This window comes from Kitasatospora sp. NPDC001547 (assembly GCF_042894165.1).
GTDB lineage: Bacteria > Actinomycetota > Actinomycetes > Streptomycetales > Streptomycetaceae > Kitasatospora.
Genome location: NZ_JBIAVL010000002.1, coordinates 664,639 through 687,731, shown reverse-complemented (window position 1 = coordinate 687,731; position 23,093 = coordinate 664,639). Strand labels below are relative to the sequence as shown.

Sequence of the window (23,093 nt, the reverse complement as noted above, 5' to 3'; positions counted from 1 at the left end):
GCTCCAGCCGGGCCTCCGGCGGGTCGTCGTAGGCCACCTCGGTCACCACGACGTCCGGCAGCAGGTCCCCGATCATCCGTTCCCCCCTCGGTCGGGGGGGGGGGCGGGGGGCGCGCGGGGCGGGGGGGGCCCCGGGGGGGGGGGCGGGGGGGGGGGGGGGGGCCCCCCCCCCGCCGCTGGGGGTGGGGCGGGTCAGACCGGGAGGTTCCACTTCTGGTTGGCGGCGGAGGCGCCGAAGCAGTCCCAGATCTGCAGCACCGCGCCGTTCGCGCTGGACACGTCCCGCACGTCCAGGCAGCGGCCCGACTGCGGGTTCACCAGCGAGCCGTCCGCACGGGCCTGCCACTTCTGCGCACCGCTGCCGTTGCACTCCCAGGTGCGCACCAGCGTCCCGTTGCCGGTCCGACCGCCCTCGACGTCCAGGCAGTTCCCGACCGCCCGCACCGTGCCGTCGACGGCGACCTTCCAGGTCTGGTTGACGTTGCCCAGGCAGTCCCAGATCTGCGTCTGCGTCCCGTTCGCCGAGCTGCCGCCCCGCACGTCCAGGCACTTGCCCGCGATCCCGGTGATCTGACCCACCGGCCCCGCCGGAACCGCCGGCCCGAACTGGATGTAGCCCTTCCCCGGCATCAGCGGGTAGCGGCAGAAGGTGCTGCCGCTGACGTTGCCGGCCACCCAGTTGCCCGGCGACACCTCGTAGATGGGCATGTAGCGGGTCCAGTCGTAGCCGTTGCAGTCGACCACGACGCGCCAGGTCTGGTTCGGGTCGATGCCCGTACAGGTGCCGACGGGGCTGGCGGTGGTGTCGTCGACGGTACAGCTCCCGACACCCCCCGGGCCCGGGACGGTCGAGTTCCGGGTCGTGCTCTCGGCGGCTCCGGCCGAGGCGGGTGCGGTGAGGGCCGCGGCTCCGGCGAGCAGGGCGGTGGCGAACAGGGCTGCGGTACGACGCACGGGGGGGGTGTCCTTCCGGGGAGGGTGAACCGGGCGACCCACACGTGAAGCAATCGTGGTGATAATGCGATCTTCATGTGGGCCGCGCGAAAGCTTCGGGCAGGACATGTCCACGGTCAACGGGCGGGGTGAAGATCACGCCACTCGACCGTCCACGCACGGAACGTGTCCGGCAGGGCCCCGGAACGACCCCGGCAGGCCGGACGCACGGCCGATCCGGCCGGATCGCATGCGGCCCGGCCCCCGCCCCCGCTCCGGCTCCGGCTCCGGCCGGCTCCGGCGGGGACGGAACCCGCGCCGACGCCCATGGCGATGTGACCCGGCGGGCCGGTCCGGCCGGAACGGGCGCGGCCCGGCTCCCCCGTCCGAGGGGGAGCCGGGCCGTCGCCGGTGCGCGGGGGCGTCAGTCCGCCTTGCGGCGCTGGCGGCCGGTGCCGTAGTTGGAGCCGGACTTGGAGCCGCTGCCGGGCTTGGCGCGCCCCGAGGAGCGGCCGATGAACCCGGCCGCCTGCGGGCGCTCGCCCTGGGCGGCGGCGCCCAGGCGCTGCTTGGGGCGGGGGCGGCGCGGGTTGCCGTTCATGTCGACGTCGGTGGGCAGCCCGGAGCGCTTGCCGGGCCGGCGGCGCGGGGCGCCGGACCTGGCCCCGGCGGGCTTGTCGGCACCGGCCTGGGCCGCGCCGGACGCGCCCTGGTCCGCGGGGACCGGCACGGCCAGCGTCACCGGGACGCCGCTGGGCGTGCGGGCACCGGTGATCCGGGCCAGGTCGGCGTCGCCCGGGCGGACCTTGGTGACGGTCGGGCGGATGCCGGCCACCGTCATCAGCCGGTTGACCTCGCGGCGCTGCTCGGGCAGCACCAGGGTGACGACCGTCCCGGACTCGCCGGCCCGGGCGGTGCGGCCGCCGCGGTGCAGGTAGTCCTTGTGGTCGATCGGCGGGTCGACGTTGACGACCAGGTCCAGGCCGTCGATGTGGATGCCGCGGGCGGCGACGTTGGTGGCGATCAGCGCGGTGACGTGGCTGTCCCGGAACTGGTCCAGGACCCGGTTGCGCTGCGGCTGGGACTTGCCGCCGTGCAGGGCGGCGGCCTTCACGCCGTTGGCGAGCAGCTGCTTGGCCAGCCGGTCGGCGCCGTGCTTGGTGTGCACGAACATGATCACGCGGCCGTCGCGGGAGGCGATGTGCGCGGTGGCGGAGGCCTTGTCGGCCGCCTCCAGCTGGAGGACGTGGTGGTCCATGGTGGTGACCGCACCGGCCGAGGGGTCGACCGAGTGGGTGACCGGGTCGGTCAGGAAGCGCTTGACCAGCCGGTCGACGTTGCGGTCCAGGGTGGCGGAGAACAGCATCCGCTGCCCGCCCTCGGCGACCTGCTCCAGCAGCTTGCTGACCTGCGGCAGGAAGCCCATGTCGGCCATCTGGTCGGCCTCGTCGAGAACCGTGATCGCGACGTCGGACAGGTTGACGTCGCCGCGCCCGATCAGGTCGTCCAGCCGGCCGGGAGTGGCCACCAGCACCTCGGTGCCGCGGCGCACGGCGTTGGCCTGCCGGTTGATCGACATGCCGCCGACGACGGTGGTGATCCGCAGGTTGACGGCGGTGGCGTACGGGGTGAGCGCCTCGGTGACCTGCTGGGCCAGCTCGCGGGTCGGCACCAGGACGAGCGCCAGCGGGTGGCGGGCGTCGGCGCGGCGACCGGCGGTACGGGCCAGCAGCGGCAGGCCGAAGGCCAGGGTCTTGCCGGAGCCGGTGCGGCCGCGGCCGAGCACGTCGCGCCCGGCGATCGAGTCGGGCAACGTGGCGGCCTGGATCGGGAACGGCGCGGTGACGCCCTCACGGGTCAGCGCGGAGAGGATCGCCTTGGGCAGTTCGAGCTCGCCGAAGGACTCCGCCGGGGGCCGGGCCGGGGTGCCCTGGACCACGGTGAAGTCGGTGGCCTCGGGGACGGCGGCAGGGCGGTTCTGCTGGGGGGCGCCGGCGCGGCTGCGGGTCTTGCGCGGGCGGTCGCCGCCGGCGGCGGTGCGGCCGGCCTGGCCGGTGCGGCGGGACTGGTCGGTGGTGCGGGGGCCGCGGTCGCGCGGCGGGCGGGCAGGGGTGGTCACGGGATCTCCGTCCGTCGGTCTACAGCCCGGGACCCGGGCTGGGTCGGCCGTCGGGAGAGGTGCGCCGCCCCGGCCGTACGGCGGCATGAGCGGGGGCCCGCACCTTGCGGTGCGGGCCCCCGCTTCGCGATGATCGCGAGTCAGCTGGAGCTGACGTCAGCCGATGATCTGGATGTTCTCGGCCTGCGGGCCCTTCTGGCCCTGGGTCACGTCGAACTCGACCTTCTGGCCCTCGAACAGCTCACGGAAGCCCTGAGCCACGATGTTCGAGTAGTGGGCGAACACGTCAGCGCCGCCACCGTCCTGCTCGATGAAGCCGAAGCCCTTTTCGCTGTTGAACCACTTCACGGTGCCGGTAGCCATAACCGTCTCCTCTAACTGGGGCATCAGGGATCCACACCTCGTGGACCCCCAAGTAGCCGCGATCCCCATCCGGAGACTGAAACACCGGACAAAACAAATGCGCCTGGCGGTTGGAACCAGCAGGCGCACACCACGTTCATGGGAACCAAAACTGCAACTGCTTCGACTGTAGCACGGCGCCACCCCGGTTGACCGGGGATTTTCCCGCCCCGTAGATCACGTTTGGCGGCTCCGCAAAACGGGCAGGCGGCGCCCCGCCGAAGCGGGGCGCCGCCTGTTCGTACCGACCCGGTCGGGTCAGCGCCGGCCGGCCGGCTCCGGCACCCCGTGGGCGCCGGACAGCGGGGCCGGGCCCTCGCCGCGGCCGCCGCCGTGGCCGTGACGGGGGCTGTCCGCGTGGCCGGGCCACCAGGCCTTGTTACCGATCAGCGCGGTGAGCGCCGGGGTGAAGAACATCGCCATCACGAAGGCCGCCAGGATGATGCCGAAGGCCATCGCGAAGCCGAACTCCAGCATGAAGACGTTGCCCGCGAGCATGAAGGTCGCGAAGGACGCCGCCAGGATGAAGCCGGCCGCCGCGACGGTCGGGCCGCCGTGGCGCAGCGCCTCGCGCGCCGCCTCACGCGGGCTGCGGCCCTCTCGGGCCTCCTCCCGGAGGCGGGCGATGATCAGGATGTTGTAGTCCGTGCCGATCGCCACTACGAAGAGGTAGATGAGAATCGGCAGCATGAACATCAGGCCGGTCTCGCCGCCGAGGTTCTGGAAGAGCAGTGTGGCGGCACCGAGGGTGGCGGTGAAGCCGAGGCCGACCGAAGCCATCAGGTACCAGGGGGCGACGACGCTTCGCAGCTGCAGGCCGAGGATGAGCAGGATCAGCAGACCCGCGATCGGGAAGACCAGCTTGTAGTCGTGGGTCATCGCGAGGTTGATGTCCTTGTAGACGGCGGTCAGGCCGCCGACCTTCGCCTCGGTCCCGGCCGGTGCCTGGCCGTGCGCGACCTCGCGGAGCTGCGTGAGGGTGTCGATCGCCTCGTTGCTGTCCGGCTTGTGGGTGAGCATGACGGTGAAGTCGGCCGTCACGCCGTCCGCGCTGAGCTGGGGCTTCGGCGCTGCCTGGGCCACTCCGGACACCGCGCCGAGCTTGGCGGCGTAGGGCTCGAACGCGCCCGGGTCGAGCTTGGCGCCGCCGGTGTTGGTCAGGAAGACGTGGGTCGGGTCGGCCGCACCGGCGGAGAAGCCGTTGATCATCTTGTCCTGGACGACCATCGACTCCTTCTCCTTGGGCATGGAGCTGCCCGCCAGGTCGAAGGTGCCGTTGTAGCCCAGGGCGCCGGCGGACAGCGCCAGCAGCACGCCACCGGACGCGAGGGCCACCGCCGCGGGGCGCTTGTGCACCATCCGGCCGAGCGCGGCGAAGCGCGCGTCGTTCGGCTCCCGCATCCACTTCTTGCCGGGCCAGAACACGGCACGGGCCGGGATGACGGCGAGCAGGGCGGGGGCCAGAGTGAGCGAGGCGAAGGCGGTGACCACCACGGCGATGGCCAGCGCGGGGCCGAGGGCCTTGAACATGCCCAGGCTGGAGAGGACCAGTACGGCGAACGCGACGGTGACCGCACCCGCCGCGGAGGCGATCGCCTCGCCGACCCGACCGACCGCGTTGGCCACGGCCTCCTTGCGGTCGTCCCCTGCCCGCAGCCGCTCGCGGTAGCGGAACGCCAGGAAGAGGAAGTAGTCCGTGCCGACGCCGAGCACGACGACGATCAGGATCGCCGAGAGGATCGGAGTCGTTTCGAGGCCGAAGGCCTTGGTGGCGTGGTTGATCAGGCCGTTGGAGGTCGGCATGGCGACCACGAGCGAGACCAGGAGCGGCAGGATGCCGGCCAGGATGCTGCGGAAGATGAGCCCGACGATGATCGCGACCAGGACGATCGTCGCCATCGCGATGAGGGCGTCGGCCGAGCCGGAGGCCTCCTGCTGGTCCAGTGACTGGGCGGCGGCGCCGCCGAGCTGGAACTTGACGTCGGTGCCTTCAGCGAGCGCCTTGCCCTCCTCGCGGAGGTGCTTGGCGACGTCGCCGAACGCCTTGGGGTCCTGCTGCTTGGACTTGTCGATGGCAATCGGGGCGAGCGCGTACTTGCCGTCCTTGGAGGTGGTCTGCTCGCCGACCGGGATGATCTTCTCGACCGCCTCGATCTTCTTGTCCGTGAGACCCTGGACGATCTTGGCCATCGCCGTCTTGTCGGCGTCGTTCAGCGCGCCGCCGTCATTGCGCTCGAAGAGTGCCAGCGCGGACGGGGTGAAGCTGGCCGGGAACGCCTGCTCCTGGAGCTGCGCCGCCTGGATGGATTCGTAGTGCTTGGGCAGGAACGCGGCTTCGTCGGTCTGCGAGGTGATCTTCGGAGCCGACGCGACGATGGCGATCATCGCGACGACCCATGCGGCGATCACCCACCACGCACGGCGAACGACGAATTGTCCTAGTCGGTGGAACATGCTCGATGCCTCCTGGGCATGGTTCACCGCAGCCCTTGGGGGACGGGACGCTGGGCGACGGCAGGACCGGCTCGGGGAATGCCCGCGGGCACTCCCTTGCCGGTCGGCAGGTAAGTGGATCTGGGGCATCATCCTACGAGTACTTGCTTGCCGCCCGGCAAGGAGCCCCCGTGTGTTCAACCCCCGTCGGGCCGCCACGAAGCGGCCCCGGCCCAGTCTCCCCCGGGCGCACCCCCGTTGACCTCGTGCTCCGGGTGGAGACTTCTCCCCCTCAGGGTGGAGGCGCACCCCCTACCCCCTAGGAGGAGATCTCGGGGTCACGGGGTAGGGAAAACCCCACCCCGGCCCCGAGGAGAGCACCAGGAGACGGCCACCCGCCAGCCGGATTACCCGTCAGGAACCGCTTCCCTACTGTCGACCGGGACGCCGGACCGCACCCGGCGCACCGCAACCGGCGGCCGCCCCCACCCAGGGCGGCTGCCGCTCCCGTCCGGCGACGACCGCCGATCTCCCAGGGGGGGAAGAACCAGCGTGAAGCCCGTGAAGCCCAGACCCGGCCTGGCGGCCACGATGGGTGCCTGGAGCGCCCGGCACCGCAGGACCGCCGTGTTCGGCTGGCTGCTCTTCGTCGTCCTGACCGCCGCGCTCGGGACCCTGCACGGCAGCACCAGGATCACCGACGCCGAGCAGGTCCCCGGCCAGGTCTCTCGGGCCGCGCGGATCCTCGACGAGGCCGGGCTGAAGAGCCCGGCCGGGGAGACCGTCCTGGTCCAGAGCGTCACCCGGGTCGCCGACGACCCGGAGTTCCGCACCGCCGTCGGCCGGGTGATCGCCGCCGTGGACGGCACCGGCGAGGCCGCCGAGGTCCGCTCGCCGTACGACACCGGGGCGGTCTCCGCGGACGGCCACTCCGTCCTGGTGACGCTGACGCTCAAGGGCGACCCCGCGACCGCGCCGGACCGCGTCCAGCCGGTGCTGGACGCGGTGGCCGGCGTGCAGCGGCAGCACCCCGACCTGACCGTGGTCCAACTCGGCGACGCCAGCTCCGGCAAGTGGATGCAGGACCAGCTCGGCGACGACTTCGCCCGCGCCGAGTGGACGGCCGTGCCGCTCGCCCTCGGCATCCTGCTGGTCGCCTTCGGCGCGCTGGTCGCCGCCGTGCTGCCGGTGGTGCTCGCGCTCACCGCCTTCCTCGCCGCCGCCGGACTGGTCGCCCTCTGCAGCGGCTTCCTGCACACCAGTGGCGACGCCGGCTCGGTGATGCTGCTGGTCGGCCTCGCCGTCGGCGTCGACTACTGCCTCTTCTACCTGCGCCGCGAACGGGAGGAGCGGGCCGCCGGACGCGACGCGGCCACCGCGCTGGCCGTGGCCGCCGCCACCAGCGGACGGGCCGTGCTGGTCTCCGGCATCACCGTGGTGGTCGCCATGGCCGGCATGTTCCTCACCGGCATCGCCACCTTCGAGGCGATGGCCTTCGCCACCATCGTGGTCGTGATCACCGCCGTGCTCGGCTCGCTCACCGTGCTGCCCGCGCTGCTGTCGATGCTCGGCGACCGGGTCGAGAAGGGCCGGGTCCCGCTCCTCGCCAGGCTGCGCCGCCCGCAGGCCGCCCAGGACGGCGGACGGTTCTGGAACGCGGTGCTGACCCCGGTGCTGCGCCGCCCGCTGGCCGCCACCCTGCTCGCCGGCGCCTTCCTGCTGGCCCTGGCCGCGCCGCTGCTCACCATGCACACCGCCAAGCTGACCTTCCAGCAGCAGCTGCCGGAGGGCAACGCGCTGGTCGCCGCCTCGCAGCGGATCGAGGCCGCCTTCCCCGGCAGCCCCGCCCCCGCCACCGTGGTGATCAAGGCCGCCGACATCGACTCCCCCGCGATGACCGCCGCGATCGCCGAGCTCAAGGCCAGGGCGCTGGCCGGCGGCCGGATGCACGGCCCGGTCGCGGTCACCGTGCACTCCGAGCGGAACGTGGCCACCGTCGACATCCCGCTCAACGGCACCGGCAACGACGCCACCAGCAACGAGGCCCTGAGGAGCCTGCGCGAGGACCTGCTGCCCGCCACCGTGCTCAAGGTGCCCGGCACCGAGGCCCCGGTCGCCGGCCAGACCGCCGCCTCGTACGACTTCAACCGGAGGATGACCGACTCGATGCCGCTGGTCTTCGGCTTCGTCGTCGTCCTCGCCTTCCTGCTGATGCTCGCCTCGTTCCGCTCGCCGGTCGTCGCGGCCACCGCCGTGGTGCTCAACCTGCTCTCGGTGGGCGCCGCGTACGGGGCGCTGACGCTGGTCTTCCAGCACGGCATGGGCGCCTCGCTGCTGGGCACCGCCGGGGTCGGCGCGGTGGAGTCCTGGGTGCCGCTGTTCCTGTTCGTGATCCTCTTCGGGCTCTCGATGGACTACCACGTCTTCGTGGTCTCCCGGATCAAGGAGGCACACGACCGCGGCCTGCCGACCAGGGACGCGGTCGCCCACGGCATCCGCTCCACGGCCGGGGTGGTCACCAGCGCCGCGGTGATCATGGTGGGGGTGTTCTCGGTCTTCGGCTCGCTGTCCATGCAGGTGATGAAGCAGGTGGGGGTGGGCCTGGCGGTCGCGGTGCTGATCGACGCCACGGTGATCCGCGCGGTGCTGCTGCCCTCGGTGATGACCCTGCTGGGCGACCGCAACTGGTACCTGCCGCGCTGGCTGGACCGGCTGCCGGACCTCTCGCACGGCGGGTCCCTCCCGCCGGTCGGCGCCGACCAGGCCCCGCCCGCTGCGCCCGCCGGGACGGCGGAGGGGGCGCGGGGGGCGCGGCACCGCCGGGCCGGGGTCTGAGGCCCTCCCCGACCGTCCGACGCGTCACCTGGGCGACCCGCCCGGCGCCGGGCCCCGCAGCGCGCGGGGCCCGGCGTCCGTGCGTCATGATGATCACCGTCCGGAGTCCCCCGGATGAACGTCGGCGGAACGGAATCCCAGTCATGATCCCCTTCGACGAGGGCCGCGCCCGGCTGCTGCTCGCCCGGGCCTGCGCGTCGGCCGGGCTGGCCGCCCCCGACGGGGCCGCACTGCTCGCGCTCGGCGAGAACGCCGTCTTCGACCTCGGCGACCCGGCCGTGGTCGCCAAGGTCGGCCGCGGCCCCGAGCTGTACGACCGGGCGCACCGCGAGCTGGCCCTCGCCCACTGGCTGGCCGGACAGGACGTGCCGGTGGTCCGCCCGTACGCCGCGGTGGCGCCCGAGCCGCAGCTCGCCGACGGCCACCCGGTCACCTTCTGGCGGCGGCTGGCGCCCGCCGTCCGGCCCGCCCGCCCGGTCGACCTCGCCCCGTTGCTGCGCGCCCTGCACCGGCTACCGCTGCCGCCCTTCACGCTCGGCCGACGCGACCTGCTGGCCCCGGTCGAGCGCTGGCTGGACTCCGCCGAGGGCCACGTCGACCCGGCGGACGTCGCCTTCCTGCGCCACCGCCGGGACGCCTTCGCGGCCGCGCTGCCCGACCTCGTCCCGCAGCTGCACTCCGGGGTGATCCACGGCGACGCGCTGCCGCGCAACGTCCACGTCGGCCCGGACGGGCCGGTGCTGCTCGACCTGGAGTTCATGGCGAACGACCTGCGCGAGCACGACCTGGTGGTCCTCGCGCTCAGCCAGGACCGGTACGGCGTGCCCGTCGAGGAGTACCGCGCGTTCACCGAGGCGTACGGCTGGGACGTGCGCGAGTGGCCCGGCTTCACGGTGCTGCGCGGCGCCCGGGAGACCGCCAGCGCCTCCTGGGTGGCGCAGCAGGCGGCCAGCAACCCGGCCGCGCTGAAGGAGTTCCGGCGCCGGGTCGACTCGCTGCGGGACGGGGCGACCGAGGTGCGCTGGTACCCGTTCTGACGGCCCTCCCCGTTACCCGCGGCGGCGCCGGGCCGCCACCGGGGGACGTGTGAGAAGGCTCCTACGGCGGGCCGGTCCGGCCCGCAACCGGCGAACGTACGATCGGCGTCCTGTCGGACAGTCATCCTGATCCGAGAGATCGGCACCGCACTCGTACCTCAGGAGCCGCCGCCATGCACCGGACCGCCCGCCGCCCCTGCGCCCCGACCCGATCGTCCCGATCCCGGCGCCGGCTGTTCGCGGGCACGGTCGCGGTGGTCGCCGCCCTGGGGCTGGCCGCGTGCGGGACGGCGGACGGGGCGCTCCGGTCGCCGAGCGCGGCCGCGCCGTCCGGGACGCCGTCACCGGCCGCCGCCCGGCCGAGCGGGACGGCGGCGACCACCGTCGCGCCGGTTCCCGGCTCGGACGCCGTGCCGCCGGACGCCGTGCCGCCGGGCGGCGCGGGCTCCCCGGCCGCCCCCTCCACCTCGGCGGCGCCGCCCAGGCCGACGCCGAGCCCGTCCGCGGCCACGGCCTCCCCCGCGCCCACCGCTCCCGGCACGCCGGCCACCTCGAACACCTCGACCGCGCCCACCGCCGCCCCGTCCACGCCCGCGGCGCCGCCGCCGCACCCCGGGGCGGGCACCGTGATCGGCTCCACCGCCTCCGGCGGCCGCACCGTCGCGCTCACCTTCGACGACGGCCCCGGGCCAGCCACCGGCCAGGTCCTCGACCTGCTGGCCCGGTACCACGCCAAGGCGACGTTCTGCCAGATCGGTCAGAACGCCGCCGCCGACCCGGCCATGGTCAGGCGCGTCCTGGCCGCCGGGCACCGGCTCTGCGACCACAGCGTCCACCACCCCCAGCCGTTCGCGAAGCTCCCGCACGACAAGGCCGGGTACGAGATCACCGCCGCCCGGAACATGATCGTCCAGTCGGGCGGCCCCGGCACCGAGGTCCGCTGGTTCCGCGCCCCGGGCGGCGGCTTCAACGCCGACAACGAGCAGATCACCGCGAGCCTCGGGATGTCCTCGCTCGGCTGGTCCGTCGATCCGCGCGACTGGGCGCGCCCCGGAGTGCCGGCCATCGTCTCGGCCGTGCAGAAGCAGCTCAGGCCCGGCGGCGTGGTCCTGATGCACGACGGGGGCGGCGACCGGAGCCAGACCGTGGCCGCGCTCAGGCAGCTGCTGCCCTGGCTGGTCGCCCAGGGGTACACCTTCGACTTCCCGGCGGCGTAGCCGCCCGCCGGCACGACCGGCCTCCCGGCGTCCGCCGGGCCGGTCGGGGCAGGTCCGATCAGGTCAGGTCAGGACGAGCCGGTAGACCTGCCGGGAGCCGCCCTCCGGGCCGGGGGCGGCGGCCTCGGCCGGGGCGAAGCCCAGCCGCTCGTAGAAGACCCGGGCGCCGCTCGCCACCGCGCCCGGGTGGTCCGGGCCGAAGGTCACCACCTCGACGACGGCCGGGCTCCGGACGTGGCGGCGCAGGACGTCCTCGACCAGGGCCCGGCCGACGCCGGTGCCCCGGGCGTGCCCGGCGACGACCAGCCAGTGCAGGTAGTGGGGCCCCGGGCCGCCCACCCCGAACAGCAGGCCGCCGAGCAGCCCCGCGGCGTCCACGCCGTCCTCGCCGTCCTCGCCGCTCTTGGCGCTCTCGGCGACGGTGGCCAGGCCGCGGTCGACGCTGTTCGCCACCGCGCGGTGGAAGCCCGGTTCGGCGACCATCGGGCCGAACCAGTGCTCGACCTCGGCGGCGAGGGCGAGGAAGCCGGGCAGGTCCGCCGGGCGGGCCGGGCGTACCTTCACCGGGCGGGCCAGCGCGGGTCGACCACGGCCTGCGGGTCCTTGCCGCGGCGCAGCCAGGCCTGGAGGCCCTCGGCCCACTGCCGGTACCAGTCGACCTGCCGCCGGTGCAACTCGGCGGGGGCCACCGCGCCGACCTCGGCCGGGTAGCGGTCGGCCAGCGCGACGGCGACCCGGACGGCGGCCAGCGCGTCGCTGCCCGCCTCGTGGGCGTCCGTCAGCTCCACCCCGTACAGCTCGCAGACCCTCTGGAGGGTGCGCGAGCCCTTGCGGTACTTGTCCACGGCCCGGTCGATCACCAGCGCGTCCAGCACCGGCCCGACCGGCCGGCCCAGGCGCTCGGCGAGCGTCTCCAGCCCGTGCCTCCTCAGCTCGGCGTCGAGCAGCGACAGGTCGAACGGCGCGTTGAACGCCACCACCGGCCGCCCGGCGGCGATCCGTTCGCACAGCGCGGCGGCTATCTCGTCCACCGCCTCCTTCGCCGGCCTGCCCTTGCTCCGCGCCACCGCGTCCCCGATCCCGTGGATCGCCTCCGCCTCGGCGGGTATCGGCACCCCGGGGTCGATCAGCCAGTGGGCGGCTCCCACCCGGGCGGCTCCGACGGTGTCCACGAGGGCGGCCGTGACGATGCGGTCCACGGCCGGGTCGGTGCCCGTGGTCTCCAGGTCGAAGCCGACCAGTGGCTGCTGCCACCAGCTCATCAGGTGTGTCCTTCCGTCCTTCTCTCGAAAACAGCCCCTATCATCACCCGGCCCACCGACAGAGCGGCCCGCGGGGAGCCCGGCCAGGGGCTCGGCGGCTATCCGGGAGGGCCGTCGGGGCCGCCGGGCAGGAGGCCGGGACGGCCCGCCGGGCGGTGTCAACGCCGGTGGTGCGCAGCCGGGTTGGCCGCCGGCTCGACAGCGGGCACGCTACCGCGCCGCCGCCGGGGCGGCCAGGGTGCGGCGGCCGGGCAGGGCGGCGGCGGCAACGCGCGGGTCGGCCCCAGGACGCCAGGCGCGTCGGCCCAGGACACCGGGCGGGAGTCGCCTCAGTACGCCAGGCGCGTCGACCTCAGGACACCGGGCGGGAGTCGCCCCAGACGCCCTCGAACTCCTCGCGGTAGACCTCCAGCAGGCCGGGCTCGGTGCCGCCGGGCTGCTGCCCGGCGCCGCCGCGCAGCACCAGCGCCGGGGACTCCATGCCGCGGGCGCGGCGCAGGTAGGGCTGGACGACGCCGAGGTCGCGACTCTGCCGGCGGCCGCCCGCCTGGCCCGGGGTGCGGGGGCCCTCGACCAGGTAGGCGGTGAAGCGCGGGGTCTCGTCGAAGACCCGGATCTCGAAGCCGCCCTGGTCCCGCAGCCGGGCCCGGACCCGCCGCACGTGCATGATGTTCATCTCGATGGAGCGCGACAACTCGCCGCGTCCCAGACCGAGTTCCCGTTCCCGGCGGCGCACGGCGCTGCTCGCCGGGTTGAGGAAGAGCAGCCGCACCCGGCAGCCCTCGCCGGCCAGGTGCACCAGGCGTTTGCCGGTGTAGTTCTGGCAGAGCATGCCGAGGCCGATGCCGAGCGCGTCGAGGCGCCGGGCGCCGTCCAGCAGGTCCTCGACCGGCAGGTCGCGCTGGAGCCGGACCCGGTCGGCGTGCACCGCGACGACGTCCGCGTACCGGCCGGCCACCAGGGACTCGACCACGTCGGCGGGCACCCCGCCGGCGCCGCCGTCCAGGACGGCCAGCAGCCGGGCGGCGGCCCGCTCGGTCTGGGCCAGCACGGTCTGGGTGAGCGCCCGGTTGCGGGAGACCACGTGCCGGGCCACCTCCAGCTCGTCCAGCGCCAGCTCGATCTCGCGCCGGTCGGCCAGGTACGGCTCGAAGCAGGGCCAGTGCTGCACCATCAGCTCGCGCAGCTGGGGCAAGGTGAGGAAGACCAGCGGGTCGTCGTCGGCCGGGTCGAGCAGGTAGCCCTTGCGGCGGCTGACCTCGCGCACGGCTCCGGCCCGGTGCGCCCACTCCTCGCCGGCCGGCCCGGCGGCGGCGGTGACCCAGTCCTCGCCGTGGGCGGGGGCGTAGATCGGGTGCAGCACCTCGTCGACGAGGGCGCGCAGCCGCTGTTCGACCAGGTTGAGCCAGACGTAGGCGCGGCCGGACAGCCGGACCCGCTGGTAGGCGTCCTCCCACTCGCCGGCGGACCAGGCCAGCGCGGGTATCTCGACCGGGCCGCTCTGGGCGGGCACCAGCGCGCGGCCGGTCAGGGTGGGGCGCATGACCACCGTGGGCGCCTCGCTGCGGACACCGCCCCGGTCGCGGCCGCCCGGCCCGGAGCCACGGCCGCCTGCGGGAAACACCATGCGCCACCTCGTCTGCGGCTGACCCCCGCGGGCGCGGGGAGCGTTGGCTGTCTGTCGGCCCGGACCGGGCGCCCGGACGATCAAGGGTACTGCCCGCCGAGAGGCGGTCGCAGCCGGATGTCCGGGGCCCCGCGGCGGCACCGGCGGCGTTTTTCACACGAATGCCCGCCGGTACTCGTTCGGACCAACCGGGGCCGGATGTCCCGGCCGCCGGGGAAGGGCTCGGGGAGTATGCCCTGTGCCGCGTGTCACGGCGGCTGTGCCCTGCGTCACGGCGCGCGGTCACGCACATGCCCGGCCGCCCGGCCGGGCAGGAGAGCGTCCGGGTCCGGGCAGACGGTCGGGCCGACTGTCGGACCACACGTCAGTTTCCGTCGGCAGTAAGGAAGTTGAGGAGTCATGCAGGTCTGGCCCGGAACGCCCTACCCGCTCGGCGCCACCTACGACGGGGCCGGCACCAACTTCGCGGTGTTCTCCGAGAGCGCCGACCGGATCGAGCTGTGCCTGATCGCCGAGGACGGCTCGGAGACGGCCGTCGAGCTGCGCGAGACGGACGCCTTCGTCCGGCACGCCTACCTCCCGGGTGTCCAGCCCGGCCAGCGCTACGGCTTCCGCGTGCACGGCCCGTACAACCCGGGCCTGGGCCAGCGGCACAACAGCGCCAAACTGCTGCTGGACCCGTACGCCAAGGCGATGAGCGGTCACATCGACTGGGACGAGTCGGTCTACGGCTACCACTTCGGCGCCCCCGAGCGCCGCAACGACCTGGACTCCGCCCCGCACACCATGCACTCGGTGGTGATCAACCCGTACTTCGACTGGGGCACCGACCGCCCGCCGCGCACCGACTACCACCGCACCGTCATCTACGAGGCCCACGTCAAGGGCCTGACCCGGCTGCACCCGGGCATCCCGGAGGAGATCCGCGGCACGTACGCGGGCCTGGCCCACCCGGCGGTGATCGAGCACCTGGCCAAGCTCGGCGTCACCGCGATCGAGCTGATGCCGGTGCACCAGTTCGTCCGCGACCACCGGCTGCGGGACCTGGGGCTGGCCAACTACTGGGGCTACAACACCATCGGCTTCTTCGCCCCGCACTCCTCCTACTCCTCCACCGGCGACCGCGGCCAGCAGGTGCAGGAGTTCAAGTCCATGGTCAAGGCGCTGCACGCGGCCGGGATCGAGGTGATCCTGGACGTCGTCTACAACCACACCGCCGAGGGCAACCACCTGGGGCCGACGCTGTCGCTGCGCGGCCTGGACAACGTGTCCTACTACCGCCTCGCCCGGGACCAGCGCTTCTACGAGGACACCACCGGCACCGGCAACAGCCTGCTGATGCGCAGCCCGCACGTGCTCCAGCTGATCATGGACTCGCTGCGCTACTGGGTCACCGAGATGCACGTGGACGGCTTCCGCTTCGACCTCGCCGCCACCCTCGCCCGGCAGTTCCACGAGGTGGACCGGCTCTCCTCGTTCTTCGACCTGGTCCAGCAGGACCCGGTGGTCTCCCAGGCCAAGCTGATCGCCGAGCCCTGGGACCTCGGCGAGGGCGGCTACCAGGTGGGCAACTTCCCGCCGCTGTGGACGGAGTGGAACGGCATGTACCGGGACACCGTGCGCGACCTGTGGCGCGGGGAGAACGCCACCCTCGCCGAGTTCGGCTCCCGGCTCACCGGCTCCTCCGACCTCTACCAGGACGACGGCCGCCGCCCGATCGCCTCGATCAACTTCGTGACCTGCCACGACGGTTTCACCCTGCGCGACCTGGTCTCGTACAACGAGAAGCACAACGAGGCCAACGGCGAGGACAACCGGGACGGCGAGTCCTTCAACCGCTCCTGGAACTGCGGTGTCGAGGGCCCCGCCGAGGACCCGGCCGTCGAGGAGCTGCGGGAGCGCCAGCAGCGGAACTTCATCGCCACCCTGATGCTCTCCCAGGGCGTGCCGATGCTCTCGCACGGCGACGAGCTCGGCCGCACCCAGCTGGGCAACAACAACGCCTACTGCCAGGACAACGAGCTGACCTGGGTGCACTGGCCGGAGGGCGACGGGCCGCAGGCGCGGCTGCTGGAGTTCACCCAGGGGATGATCTGGCTGCGCCGCGACCACCCGGTGTTCCGGCGGCGGCGCTTCTTCCACGGCCGGCCGGTGTCCGGGCGGCCGGGTGCGGCCGCGCAGGGCCGGGGCCAGGGCGGTACGGGCGCGCAGGGCCCGGGCGGGCCGGCCGCCGGCGGGTTCGACGACCTCACCGACATCGCCTGGTTCACCCCGGGCGGGGAGGAGATGACCAAGCACAACTGGGGCGCCAGCTACGCCAAGTCGCTGACCGTCTTCCTCAACGGCTACGCGATCTCCGAACCGGACCGGCGCGGCGGGCGGATCGTCGACGACTCCTTCCTGCTGATGTTCAACGCCCACTTCGAGCCGCTGGAGTTCACCGTGCCCGCCGACCACGGGAAGGAGTGGCAGGTCGTGGTCGACACCGCCCGGCCCCGGCTGCCCGCCCCGGGCACCGGAGCCCGGGTCAAGGCCGGGGACGCCCTGTGGCTCACCGACCGCTCGCTGATGGTGCTGCAACGGCCCGCCTAGCCGCCGCCCGGAGGCGGCGCGGGCCCGCCGGACGGCCGGGGCGGTCACCTGTTCGGGTCAGCAGCGGGTCTTGGCGGAGGGCTCCCCCGGGTACCTATGGAGCTATGACCCCCGCCGCCGAGCCCGCGCAGCCCCGCCCGGCCGCCACCGTCCCCTCGTCGTCGTACCGTCTCCAGCTCCAGCCCGGCTTCACCCTCCACGACGCCACCGCCGCCGTCCCCTACCTGGCCGCCCTCGGCGTCTCCCACCTGCACCTGTCCCCGCTGCTGGAGGCCGTCCCCGGCTCCACCCACGGCTACGACACCGTCGACCACACCCGGATCAGCGAGCAGCTCGGCGGCGAGCCGGCGCTGCGCGAGCTGGCCGCGGCCGCGCACCGCCACGGCCTGCGGCTGATCGCCGACGTGGTGCCCAACCACATGGCCGTGCCCGCCCCCGAACGCCTCAACCGGCCGCTGTGGCAGGTACTGCGCGACGGGCCCGACTCGCCGTACGCCCGCTGGTTCGACATCGACTGGACCGCCCAGCCGGGCCCCGCCGACGCCCCCGGGCGCGGCCGGGTGCTGCTGCCGCTCCTCGGCGACCGGCTCGGCGCCGTCCTGGACCAGCTCACCGTGGACGGCGACACCCTGCGCTACCACGAGCACGAGCTGCCGCTGCGCCCCGGCACCGAGGAGCTGCCGCTGCCCGGGCTGCTGGCCCGCCAGTGGTACCGGCTGGCCTGGTGGCGGCTGGCCCGCACCGAACTCAACTACCGGCGCTTCTTCACCGTCAACGAGCTGATCGCGCTGCGCGCCGAGGACCCGGAGGTGTTCGCCGCCACCCACGCCGTGCTGCTCGGGCTGCACGCCGACGGCGTCCTGGACGGCTTCCGGATCGACCACCCGGACGGGCTGGCCGACCCGCGCGGCTACCTGCGGCGCCTCGCCGACGCCACCGGCGGGGCGTACGTCGTCGTCGAGAAGATCCTCACCGGCGAGGAGCGGCTGCCCGAGGACTGGCCGGTGGCCGGCACCACCGGCTACGACGCGCTGCGCCGCATCGACGGCGTGCTCACCGACCACGCGGGCGCCTGCCGGCTGGCCGGGGCGTACGAGTCCTTCCGGCACGGCGGCCCGGTCCGGGACCTCTGCGCGGACCCGCACCCCGCGATCGCCGAGGCCCGGCGCGGGCGGGCCGACATGACCGGCCCGGACGGCGAACTCGCCGCCGAGGTCGAGCGGCTGGTGCGGATCGCGCTGCGGATCGGCGCCGCCGAGCCCGCGCACGCCGACCACGCCCCCGGGCAGCTGCGCGCCGCGCTCGGCCGGCTGCTCACCGGCTACCCGGCGTACCGGCCGTACGCCCGGCCCGGCGAGCCCCCCTCGGCGGCCACCGCGGCGCAGCTGCGGGCCGCCCTGGACGGCTCCACCGACCCGACCGACCGGCTGGTGGCCGCGCTCGCGCTCGGCGAGCTGGGCCGCGGCGCGGACAAGGACGAGTTCTGCGCGCGCTTCGCCCAGACCGCCGCCGCGGTGGCCGCCAAGGGCGTCGAGGACACCGCCTTCTACCGCTGGAACGCGCTGCCCGGCCTCAACGAGGTCGGCGGCGAGCCGGCCCGGCCCGGGGTCCACCCGGAGGAGTTCCACGACTGGTGCCGCTACCTGGAGCGCACCTGGCCGCACAGCATGACGGTGCTCTCCACCCACGACACCAAGCGCAGCGCCGACGCCCGGGCCCGGCTCGCCGTGCTCGCCGAGCGGCCGGACGCCTGGGCCGCCGAGGCCGCCGCCTGGACCACCGCCGCGGGCCCCGGCTTCGACCCGGACGCCGACTGGCTGCTCTGGCACACCCTGGTCGCCGCCTGGCCGATCGACCCGGACCGGCTGGTCACCGCCCTGCTCAAGGCCGCCCGCGAGGCCAAGCTGCGCACCTCGTGGACCGCCTCCGACCCGCGCTACGAGCGGGCCCTGGAGCAGCGGGCCCGCTCCGTCCACGGCAATCCCGGGCTGCTCCCCCGGATCGAGGGCGCGGTGCACGCCCTGGCCCCGTACGCCCGGGCCAACACCCTGGCCGCGGCGCTGCTGCACCTCACCGTGCCGGGCGTGCCGGACCTCTACCAGGGCAGCGAGGAGCCGCTGTACACCCTGGTGGACCCGGACAACCGGGGCGTGGTGGACCTCGGCGCGCTCGCCGTGCGGCTCACCGACGCGGCCGCGCCGCGCCCCGGCGACCTCCCCCGGGAGAAGCTGCACCTCACCACCACCGCGCTGCACCTGCGCCGCGACCGGCCGCTCGGCCCGTACCGGCCGCTGCCCGCCGCGGGCCCCGCCGCCGACCACCTGCTGGCCTTCGCCCGGGGCGAGGACGTGGTCACCGCCGTCACCCGGCTGCCGTACGGGCTGGAGCGGGCGGGCGGCTGGCGCGACACGGCGCTGGAGCTGCCGGCGGGCGGGCCGTGGACGGACGAGCTCACCGGGCGGAGCCTCCCGGCGGGCGCGGTGCCGGTGGCGGAGCTGCTGACGGCGCTGCCGGTGGCACTGCTGACGAGGAGGGCCTGATGCCGCTCTACCAGGTGTGGGCGCCCAGCGCCGGCTCCCGGGTGCGGGTCGAAGTCGACGGCACGGCGCACGAGTTGGCCCGCTGCCCGGACCGGGACGGCTGGTGGTCCGGCGAGGCCCCGGCCGGCGACTACGCCTTCCGGCTGGACGACGGCCCGCCGCTGCCCGACCCGCGCTCGGCCCGGCAGCCGCACGGCCCGGACGGGCCCAGCCGTACCGTGGACCACGCCGCGTTCCGCTGGTCGCGCACCGGCTGGCGCGGCCGGGCGCTGCCCGGCGCGGTGCTCTACGAGCTGCACGTGGGCACCTTCACCGCCCGCGGCACCTTCGACGCCGCCGCCGAACGCCTGGACCACCTGGTCGAGTTGGGCGTGGACTTCGTGGAACTGATGCCGGTCTGCCCGTTCCCCGGCCGGCACGGCTGGGGCTACGACGGCGTCTCGCCCTGGGCCGTTCACGAGCCCTACGGCGGCCCCGAGGGGCTCAAGCGCTTCGTGGACGCCGCGCACCGCAAGGGCCTCGGGGTGGTGCTCGACGTCGTCCACAACCACCTCGGCCCGTCCGGCAACCACCTTCCCGCGTACGGCCCGTACTTCACCGACCGGCACCACACCCCGTGGGGCTCGGCGGTCAACCTGGACGCGCCCGGCTCGGACGAGGTGCGCGCCTACCTGGTCGGCAGCGCCCTGGCCTGGCTGCGCGACTACCGGATCGACGGGCTGCGGCTGGACGCCGTGCACTCCCTCGCCGACGACCGGGCGGTCCACTTCCTGGAGGAACTGTCCGGCGAGGTGCGGAAGCTGGCGGTCGCCACCAACCGGCCGCTGTTCCTGGTCGCCGAGTCCGACCTCAACACCCCCGCCACCACCGCCCCGCCCGAGGCCGGCGGTCTGGGCCTCACCGCGCAGTGGAGCGACGACTTCCACCACGCCCTGCACTGCGCGCTCACCGGCGAATCCCACGGCTACTACGGGGACTTCGCGCGCGCGCCGCTCGCCGCCCTCGCCAAGACGCTCACCCGGGGGTTCTTCCACGACGGCACCTGGTCCTCCTTCCGCGGCCGCCGCCACGGCCGCCCGTTCACCCCGCTCGGCGACGGCCACCGGCTGCTCGGCTACCTCCAGACCCACGACCAGGTCGGCAACCGGGCGCTCGGGGACCGCGTCTCCACCAGCCTCACCCCCGGCCGGCTCGCCTGCGGCGCCGCGCTGGTGCTCACCTCGCCGTTCACCCCGATGCTCTTCATGGGCGAGGAGTGGGGCGCCGCCACCCCCTGGCAGTACTTCACCGACCACACCGACCCCGGCCTCGCCGAGGCCGTCCGGCAGGGCCGGCGGCGGGAGTTCGCCGAGCACGGCTGGACCGCCGAGGCCGTCCCCGACCCGCAGGAGCCCGCCACCGTGCTGCGCTCGGTCCTCGACTGGACCGAGCTCCGGCGCGCCCCGCACAGCGAACTGCTCAGCTGGTACCGGACGTTGATCCGCTTGCGGCGCGAGCGCCCGGAGCTGTCCGACCCGGACCTCGGCGCGGTGCGGGTGACGTTCGACGAGGCGGCGGGCCGGCTGGTGGTGCACCGCGGGCCGTACCGGATCGCCGTCAACCTCGGGCCGGACGAGGCCGCGCTCCCGCTGGGGGCCGCCGGGCGCGAGGTGGTGGCGGCCTTCGGCGCGGCGGCGCTGGAGGGGACGGCGGTGCGGCTGGCGGCGGACGCGGTGGCCGTCGTGCTGACGGGCTGACCGGCCCTCGTACGGACGGGCCGGCGGGTCGGCGGGCCGGCGCGCTGACCGGCCGGCCGGCTCACCCGCCGGGCTCACCAGAGGAAGGTGCCGATCCGCTCCCGGAGCGACGGCGCGTCCAGGCCGTAGGCCGCCAGGTGCTCCCCGATCGAGCCGTAGTGCCGGTGCTCCTCGCGCGGCACGCCCAGGCCCAGCACCCGGTGCGCGCGGTCGGCCAGCGCCGCGTGCGCCTCGTTGGCGGAGGTGCCCGCCAGGTACGGCTCGACCAGCACCACGTCCGCCCGGTCACCGAGCGCCGCGCGCAGCCCGGCGCCGTCGAAGGGGCGCACCGTCGCCGCGTACAGCACGGTGACGTCCAGGCCCTCGGTGGCCGCGAGCACCGCGTCCAGCATCGGCCCGACGGCGAGCACCGCGCCGCGCGAGCCCTTCCGGACGGTGGTGAAGCGGCCCGGCTCGACCGGCACCGGGGCGGCGTTCTGGTGCGCCGAGAGCCGGACGTACACGTTGCGGTCGCCGTCCGCGTAGGCGTGGCGCAGCAGCTGCTCCGCCTCGTCCGGGTGGCCGGGGACGTGGACCGTCCAGTCCGGCAGGGTGTCCAGCAGGGCGACGTCGCCCGGGGACATGTGGGTGCGGCCGCCGGCCGGCCAGTCGTACGAGCCCGCCGCGCTCACCAGCACGGCGCCGACGCCCTGGTGGACCAGGTCCAGCTTGACCTGCTCGAAGGGCCGCTCGATCAGGAAGCTGGCGAAGGTGTGGGCGATCGGGCGCATCCCGGTGAGCGCCAGGCCGCCGGCGGCGCCGATCAGCAGCTGCTCGCGGATGCCGACGTTGACCACCCGGTCGGGGTGGCGCTGCTGCGCCGGGGTGAAGGCGGCCGCGGTGATGTCGGCGAGCACCAGGGCCAGCCGGGGGTCCTCGTCCAGCAGGCGGGTGGTCAGGTCCACGAAGCGGTCGCGCATGGTGTCCATCGGTGGAGTTCCTCTCGGGGGCTCGGTCGGGTGGCGTGCTCGGGCATGACGCGCCGGCTCAGTGCGGTCCCTTGGGCTCGACCCGGGCGACCACCACGTGCGGGCGGCCCGGGTGCTCCGCGGTGTACGCGCGGTACAGCGCCTCGTGGTCGCGGCCGTCCACCGTCGCGGTCGACCAGCCCTCGGCCGCGAACCGCCGGGCGATGCCGCCCTGCCAGCCGTGGGTGGCCGAGGAGTTGTCGATCACCACCGCGTGCAGCCGGTCCAGTCCGTAGGCCCCGGCGAAGGCCACCGCCTCGGCGTTGGAGCCCTCGTCGAACTCCGCGTCGCCGACCAGCACCCAGACCGCCGGGTCGGCCAGGCCCTGCGCCCGCAGCCCGAGCGCGGTGCCGACGGCCAGCGGCAGGCCGTGCCCGAGCGACCCGGAGGCGATCTCCACGCCGCGGACCAGGGTGCGGTCCGGGTGGTGGCCGAGCGGCGAGTCGTAGCCGCCGAAGCTCGGCAGCACCTCCGGGTCGACGAAGCCCTTGGCCGCCAGCACGGCGTAGTACGCCATCGGGCCATGGCCCTTGGACAGCAGGAAGCGGTCGCGGTCCTGCGCGTCGGCGCTCTCCGGGGCCACCCGCAGCACCCGGTCGTACAGCACCCAGAGCGCGTCCAGGGTGGAGGTGGCGGCGGGGCCGTGCTTCTCGTCCCCGGTCATCAGGCTCATCAGGGCGGGCAGGTCCTCGAAGCGGGTGCCGGTCGCGGTCTTGGCGGTCGCGTTCGTCGTCATGGCAACGATCGTGCAACTTAAAGCCGACTTGAGGTCAAGCGGCTACAGTGGGCTTCCATGACCGACCGCCCCGATGGCCGCCGCACCACCGGCCCGCACCACAGCGACCTGCTCACCATCGGCCAACTCGCCGACCGCAGCGGCCTCGCCGCCTCCGCGCTGCGCTACTACGAGAGCCTCGGCCTGATCCACGCCACCCGCACCTCCGGCGGCCAGCGCCGCTACACCCGCGCCACGCTGCGCCGGATCGCCTTCGTCCGCGCCGCCCAGCGGGTCGGCCTCTCGCTGGACGAGGCGAAGGTCGCCCTGGACCGGCTGCCCGACCGCCCGGCCCCCAGCCGCGCCGAGTGGGACCGGGTGGCCGAGTCCTGGCAGAACCGGGTCGACGACCAGATCGCCGAACTGCAGCGGCTCAAGGAGAAGCTCACCGGCTGCATCGGCTGCGGCTGCCTCTCGCTCTCCCGCTGCGCCCTCTACAACGCCGCCGACCGCGCGGGCGAGGCCGGCCCCGGCGCCCGCTACCTGCTCACCCGCGACCCGGACGGCGGGCCGGAGCCGCTGTCGGCGGCCGCCGACCCGTTCGGGACCTGCCCGGACGGGTACTGAGAACCCCTTTG

The 23,093-nt window shown here is 74.6% G+C and carries 16 protein-coding genes; 7 read left to right on the top strand and 9 right to left on the bottom strand.

All coding sequences use genetic code 11. The features are described from left to right. Window positions 1-192: 192 nt before the first annotated feature. From ACFY0X_RS05825 to ACFY0X_RS05810, 4 genes are all read right to left on the bottom strand, one after another. On the bottom strand, window positions 193-954 hold the full coding sequence (locus tag ACFY0X_RS05825) for a ricin-type beta-trefoil lectin domain protein (RefSeq protein WP_387749237.1): 762 nt from the start codon (window positions 952-954) through the stop codon (window positions 193-195). 403 nt (window positions 955-1,357) lie between these two features. Further along, window positions 1,358-3,052: a DEAD/DEAH box helicase gene (locus ACFY0X_RS05820; protein ID WP_387749234.1), complete on the bottom strand. Its 1,695-nt coding sequence runs from the start codon at window positions 3,050-3,052 to the stop codon at window positions 1,358-1,360. 156 nt (window positions 3,053-3,208) lie between these two features. Continuing rightward, complete coding sequence (locus ACFY0X_RS05815) at window positions 3,209-3,415, bottom strand: cold-shock protein (protein ID WP_049657493.1); 207 nt, start codon at window positions 3,413-3,415, stop codon at window positions 3,209-3,211. A gap of 297 nt (window positions 3,416-3,712) precedes the next feature. Continuing rightward, window positions 3,713-5,908 (bottom strand): MMPL family transporter, encoded by a 2,196-nt coding sequence (locus tag ACFY0X_RS05810; RefSeq protein ID WP_387749230.1) that lies wholly within the window; start codon window positions 5,906-5,908, stop codon window positions 3,713-3,715. 570 nt (window positions 5,909-6,478) lie between these two features. Between ACFY0X_RS05810 and ACFY0X_RS05805 the strand changes: the two genes are divergently transcribed. The 3 genes from ACFY0X_RS05805 (at window position 6,479) to ACFY0X_RS05795 (ending at window position 10,976) form a co-directional block, all read left to right on the top strand. Beyond that, window positions 6,479-8,722 carry an MMPL family transporter gene (locus ACFY0X_RS05805; protein WP_387749320.1) on the top strand — a complete coding sequence of 748 codons (2,244 nt, stop codon included), beginning with the start codon at window positions 6,479-6,481 and terminating at the stop codon, window positions 8,720-8,722. Window positions 8,723-8,865: 143 nt separating this feature from the next. Then, entirely contained in the window at window positions 8,866-9,759 is an 894-nt protein-coding gene (locus ACFY0X_RS05800; protein ID WP_387749227.1) for a phosphotransferase enzyme family protein, read from the top strand. Between the two features lie 173 nt (window positions 9,760-9,932). Continuing rightward, window positions 9,933-10,976 carry a polysaccharide deacetylase family protein gene (locus tag ACFY0X_RS05795; RefSeq protein WP_387749224.1) on the top strand — a complete coding sequence of 348 codons (1,044 nt, stop codon included), beginning with the start codon at window positions 9,933-9,935 and terminating at the stop codon, window positions 10,974-10,976. A gap of 63 nt (window positions 10,977-11,039) precedes the next feature. Here ACFY0X_RS05795 and ACFY0X_RS05790 read toward each other — a convergent pair whose 3' ends face one another. The 3 genes from ACFY0X_RS05790 to ACFY0X_RS05780 form a co-directional block, all read right to left on the bottom strand. Beyond that, the gene (locus ACFY0X_RS05790; RefSeq protein WP_387749221.1) at window positions 11,040-11,540 is read right to left on the bottom strand and encodes a GNAT family N-acetyltransferase; all 501 of its coding nucleotides are present in this window, start codon (window positions 11,538-11,540) and stop codon (window positions 11,040-11,042) included. Beyond that, window positions 11,537-12,238, bottom strand: coding sequence for an exonuclease domain-containing protein (locus ACFY0X_RS05785; RefSeq protein WP_387749218.1), 702 nt, complete (start codon window positions 12,236-12,238; stop codon window positions 11,537-11,539). Before ACFY0X_RS05785 ends, ACFY0X_RS05790 begins: the two co-directional genes overlap by 4 nt. 352 nt (window positions 12,239-12,590) lie before the next feature. Further along, entirely contained in the window at window positions 12,591-13,865 is a 1,275-nt protein-coding gene (locus ACFY0X_RS05780) for an SAV2148 family HEPN domain-containing protein (protein ID WP_387749215.1), read from the bottom strand. Between the two features lie 399 nt (window positions 13,866-14,264). Between ACFY0X_RS05780 and glgX the strand changes: the two genes are divergently transcribed. The 3 genes from glgX (at window position 14,265) to treZ (ending at window position 20,733) form a co-directional block, all read left to right on the top strand. Then, entirely contained in the window at window positions 14,265-16,457 is a 2,193-nt protein-coding gene (gene glgX / locus ACFY0X_RS05775) for a glycogen debranching protein GlgX (RefSeq protein ID WP_387749212.1), read from the top strand. A gap of 104 nt (window positions 16,458-16,561) precedes the next feature. Continuing rightward, window positions 16,562-18,997, top strand: coding sequence for a malto-oligosyltrehalose synthase (treY, locus tag ACFY0X_RS05770; RefSeq protein ID WP_387749209.1), 2,436 nt, complete (start codon window positions 16,562-16,564; stop codon window positions 18,995-18,997). Continuing rightward, window positions 18,997-20,733 (top strand): malto-oligosyltrehalose trehalohydrolase, encoded by a 1,737-nt coding sequence (treZ, locus tag ACFY0X_RS05765; RefSeq protein ID WP_387749206.1) that lies wholly within the window; start codon window positions 18,997-18,999, stop codon window positions 20,731-20,733. Before treY ends, treZ begins: the two co-directional genes overlap by 1 nt. Window positions 20,734-20,807: 74 nt before the next feature. Here treZ and ACFY0X_RS05760 read toward each other — a convergent pair whose 3' ends face one another. Continuing rightward, a complete protein-coding gene (locus tag ACFY0X_RS05760; RefSeq protein ID WP_387749203.1) occupies window positions 20,808-21,701 on the bottom strand; it encodes a transketolase family protein in 894 nt (297 codons plus the stop codon). Between the two features lie 58 nt (window positions 21,702-21,759). Then, window positions 21,760-22,476: a transketolase gene (locus ACFY0X_RS05755; protein ID WP_387749201.1), complete on the bottom strand. Its 717-nt coding sequence runs from the start codon at window positions 22,474-22,476 to the stop codon at window positions 21,760-21,762. Window positions 22,477-22,533: 57 nt separating this feature from the next. Here ACFY0X_RS05755 and soxR point away from each other — a divergent pair, with 57 nt between their 5' ends. After that, the gene (gene soxR / locus ACFY0X_RS05750) at window positions 22,534-23,082 is read left to right on the top strand and encodes a redox-sensitive transcriptional activator SoxR (RefSeq protein ID WP_387749199.1); all 549 of its coding nucleotides are present in this window, start codon (window positions 22,534-22,536) and stop codon (window positions 23,080-23,082) included. Window positions 23,083-23,093: the final 11 nt, after the last annotated feature.

What these genes read in the sequence shown, in the direction of transcription:
- ACFY0X_RS05815 (WP_049657493.1), bottom strand. Translation starts at nt 3,415, where the DNA reads ATGGCTACCGGCACCGTGAAGTGGTTCAACAGCGAAAAGGGCTTCGGC.
- ACFY0X_RS05810 (WP_387749230.1), bottom strand. Translation starts at nt 5,908, where the DNA reads ATGTTCCACCGACTAGGACAATTCGTCGTTCGCCGTGCGTGGTGGGTG.
- ACFY0X_RS05805 (WP_387749320.1), top strand. Translation starts at nt 6,479, where the DNA reads ATGGGTGCCTGGAGCGCCCGGCACCGCAGGACCGCCGTGTTCGGCTGG.
- ACFY0X_RS05800 (WP_387749227.1), top strand. Translation starts at nt 8,866, where the DNA reads ATGATCCCCTTCGACGAGGGCCGCGCCCGGCTGCTGCTCGCCCGGGCC.
- ACFY0X_RS05795 (WP_387749224.1), top strand. Translation starts at nt 9,933, where the DNA reads ATGCACCGGACCGCCCGCCGCCCCTGCGCCCCGACCCGATCGTCCCGA.
- ACFY0X_RS05785 (WP_387749218.1), bottom strand. Translation starts at nt 12,238, where the DNA reads ATGAGCTGGTGGCAGCAGCCACTGGTCGGCTTCGACCTGGAGACCACG.
- ACFY0X_RS05780 (WP_387749215.1), bottom strand. Translation starts at nt 13,865, where the DNA reads ATGGTGTTTCCCGCAGGCGGCCGTGGCTCCGGGCCGGGCGGCCGCGAC.
- glgX (WP_387749212.1), top strand. Translation starts at nt 14,265, where the DNA reads ATGCAGGTCTGGCCCGGAACGCCCTACCCGCTCGGCGCCACCTACGAC.
- treY (WP_387749209.1), top strand. Translation starts at nt 16,562, where the DNA reads ATGACCCCCGCCGCCGAGCCCGCGCAGCCCCGCCCGGCCGCCACCGTC.
- treZ (WP_387749206.1), top strand. Translation starts at nt 18,997, where the DNA reads ATGCCGCTCTACCAGGTGTGGGCGCCCAGCGCCGGCTCCCGGGTGCGG.
- ACFY0X_RS05760 (WP_387749203.1), bottom strand. Translation starts at nt 21,701, where the DNA reads ATGGACACCATGCGCGACCGCTTCGTGGACCTGACCACCCGCCTGCTG.
- ACFY0X_RS05755 (WP_387749201.1), bottom strand. Translation starts at nt 22,476, where the DNA reads ATGACGACGAACGCGACCGCCAAGACCGCGACCGGCACCCGCTTCGAG.
- soxR (WP_387749199.1), top strand. Translation starts at nt 22,534, where the DNA reads ATGACCGACCGCCCCGATGGCCGCCGCACCACCGGCCCGCACCACAGC.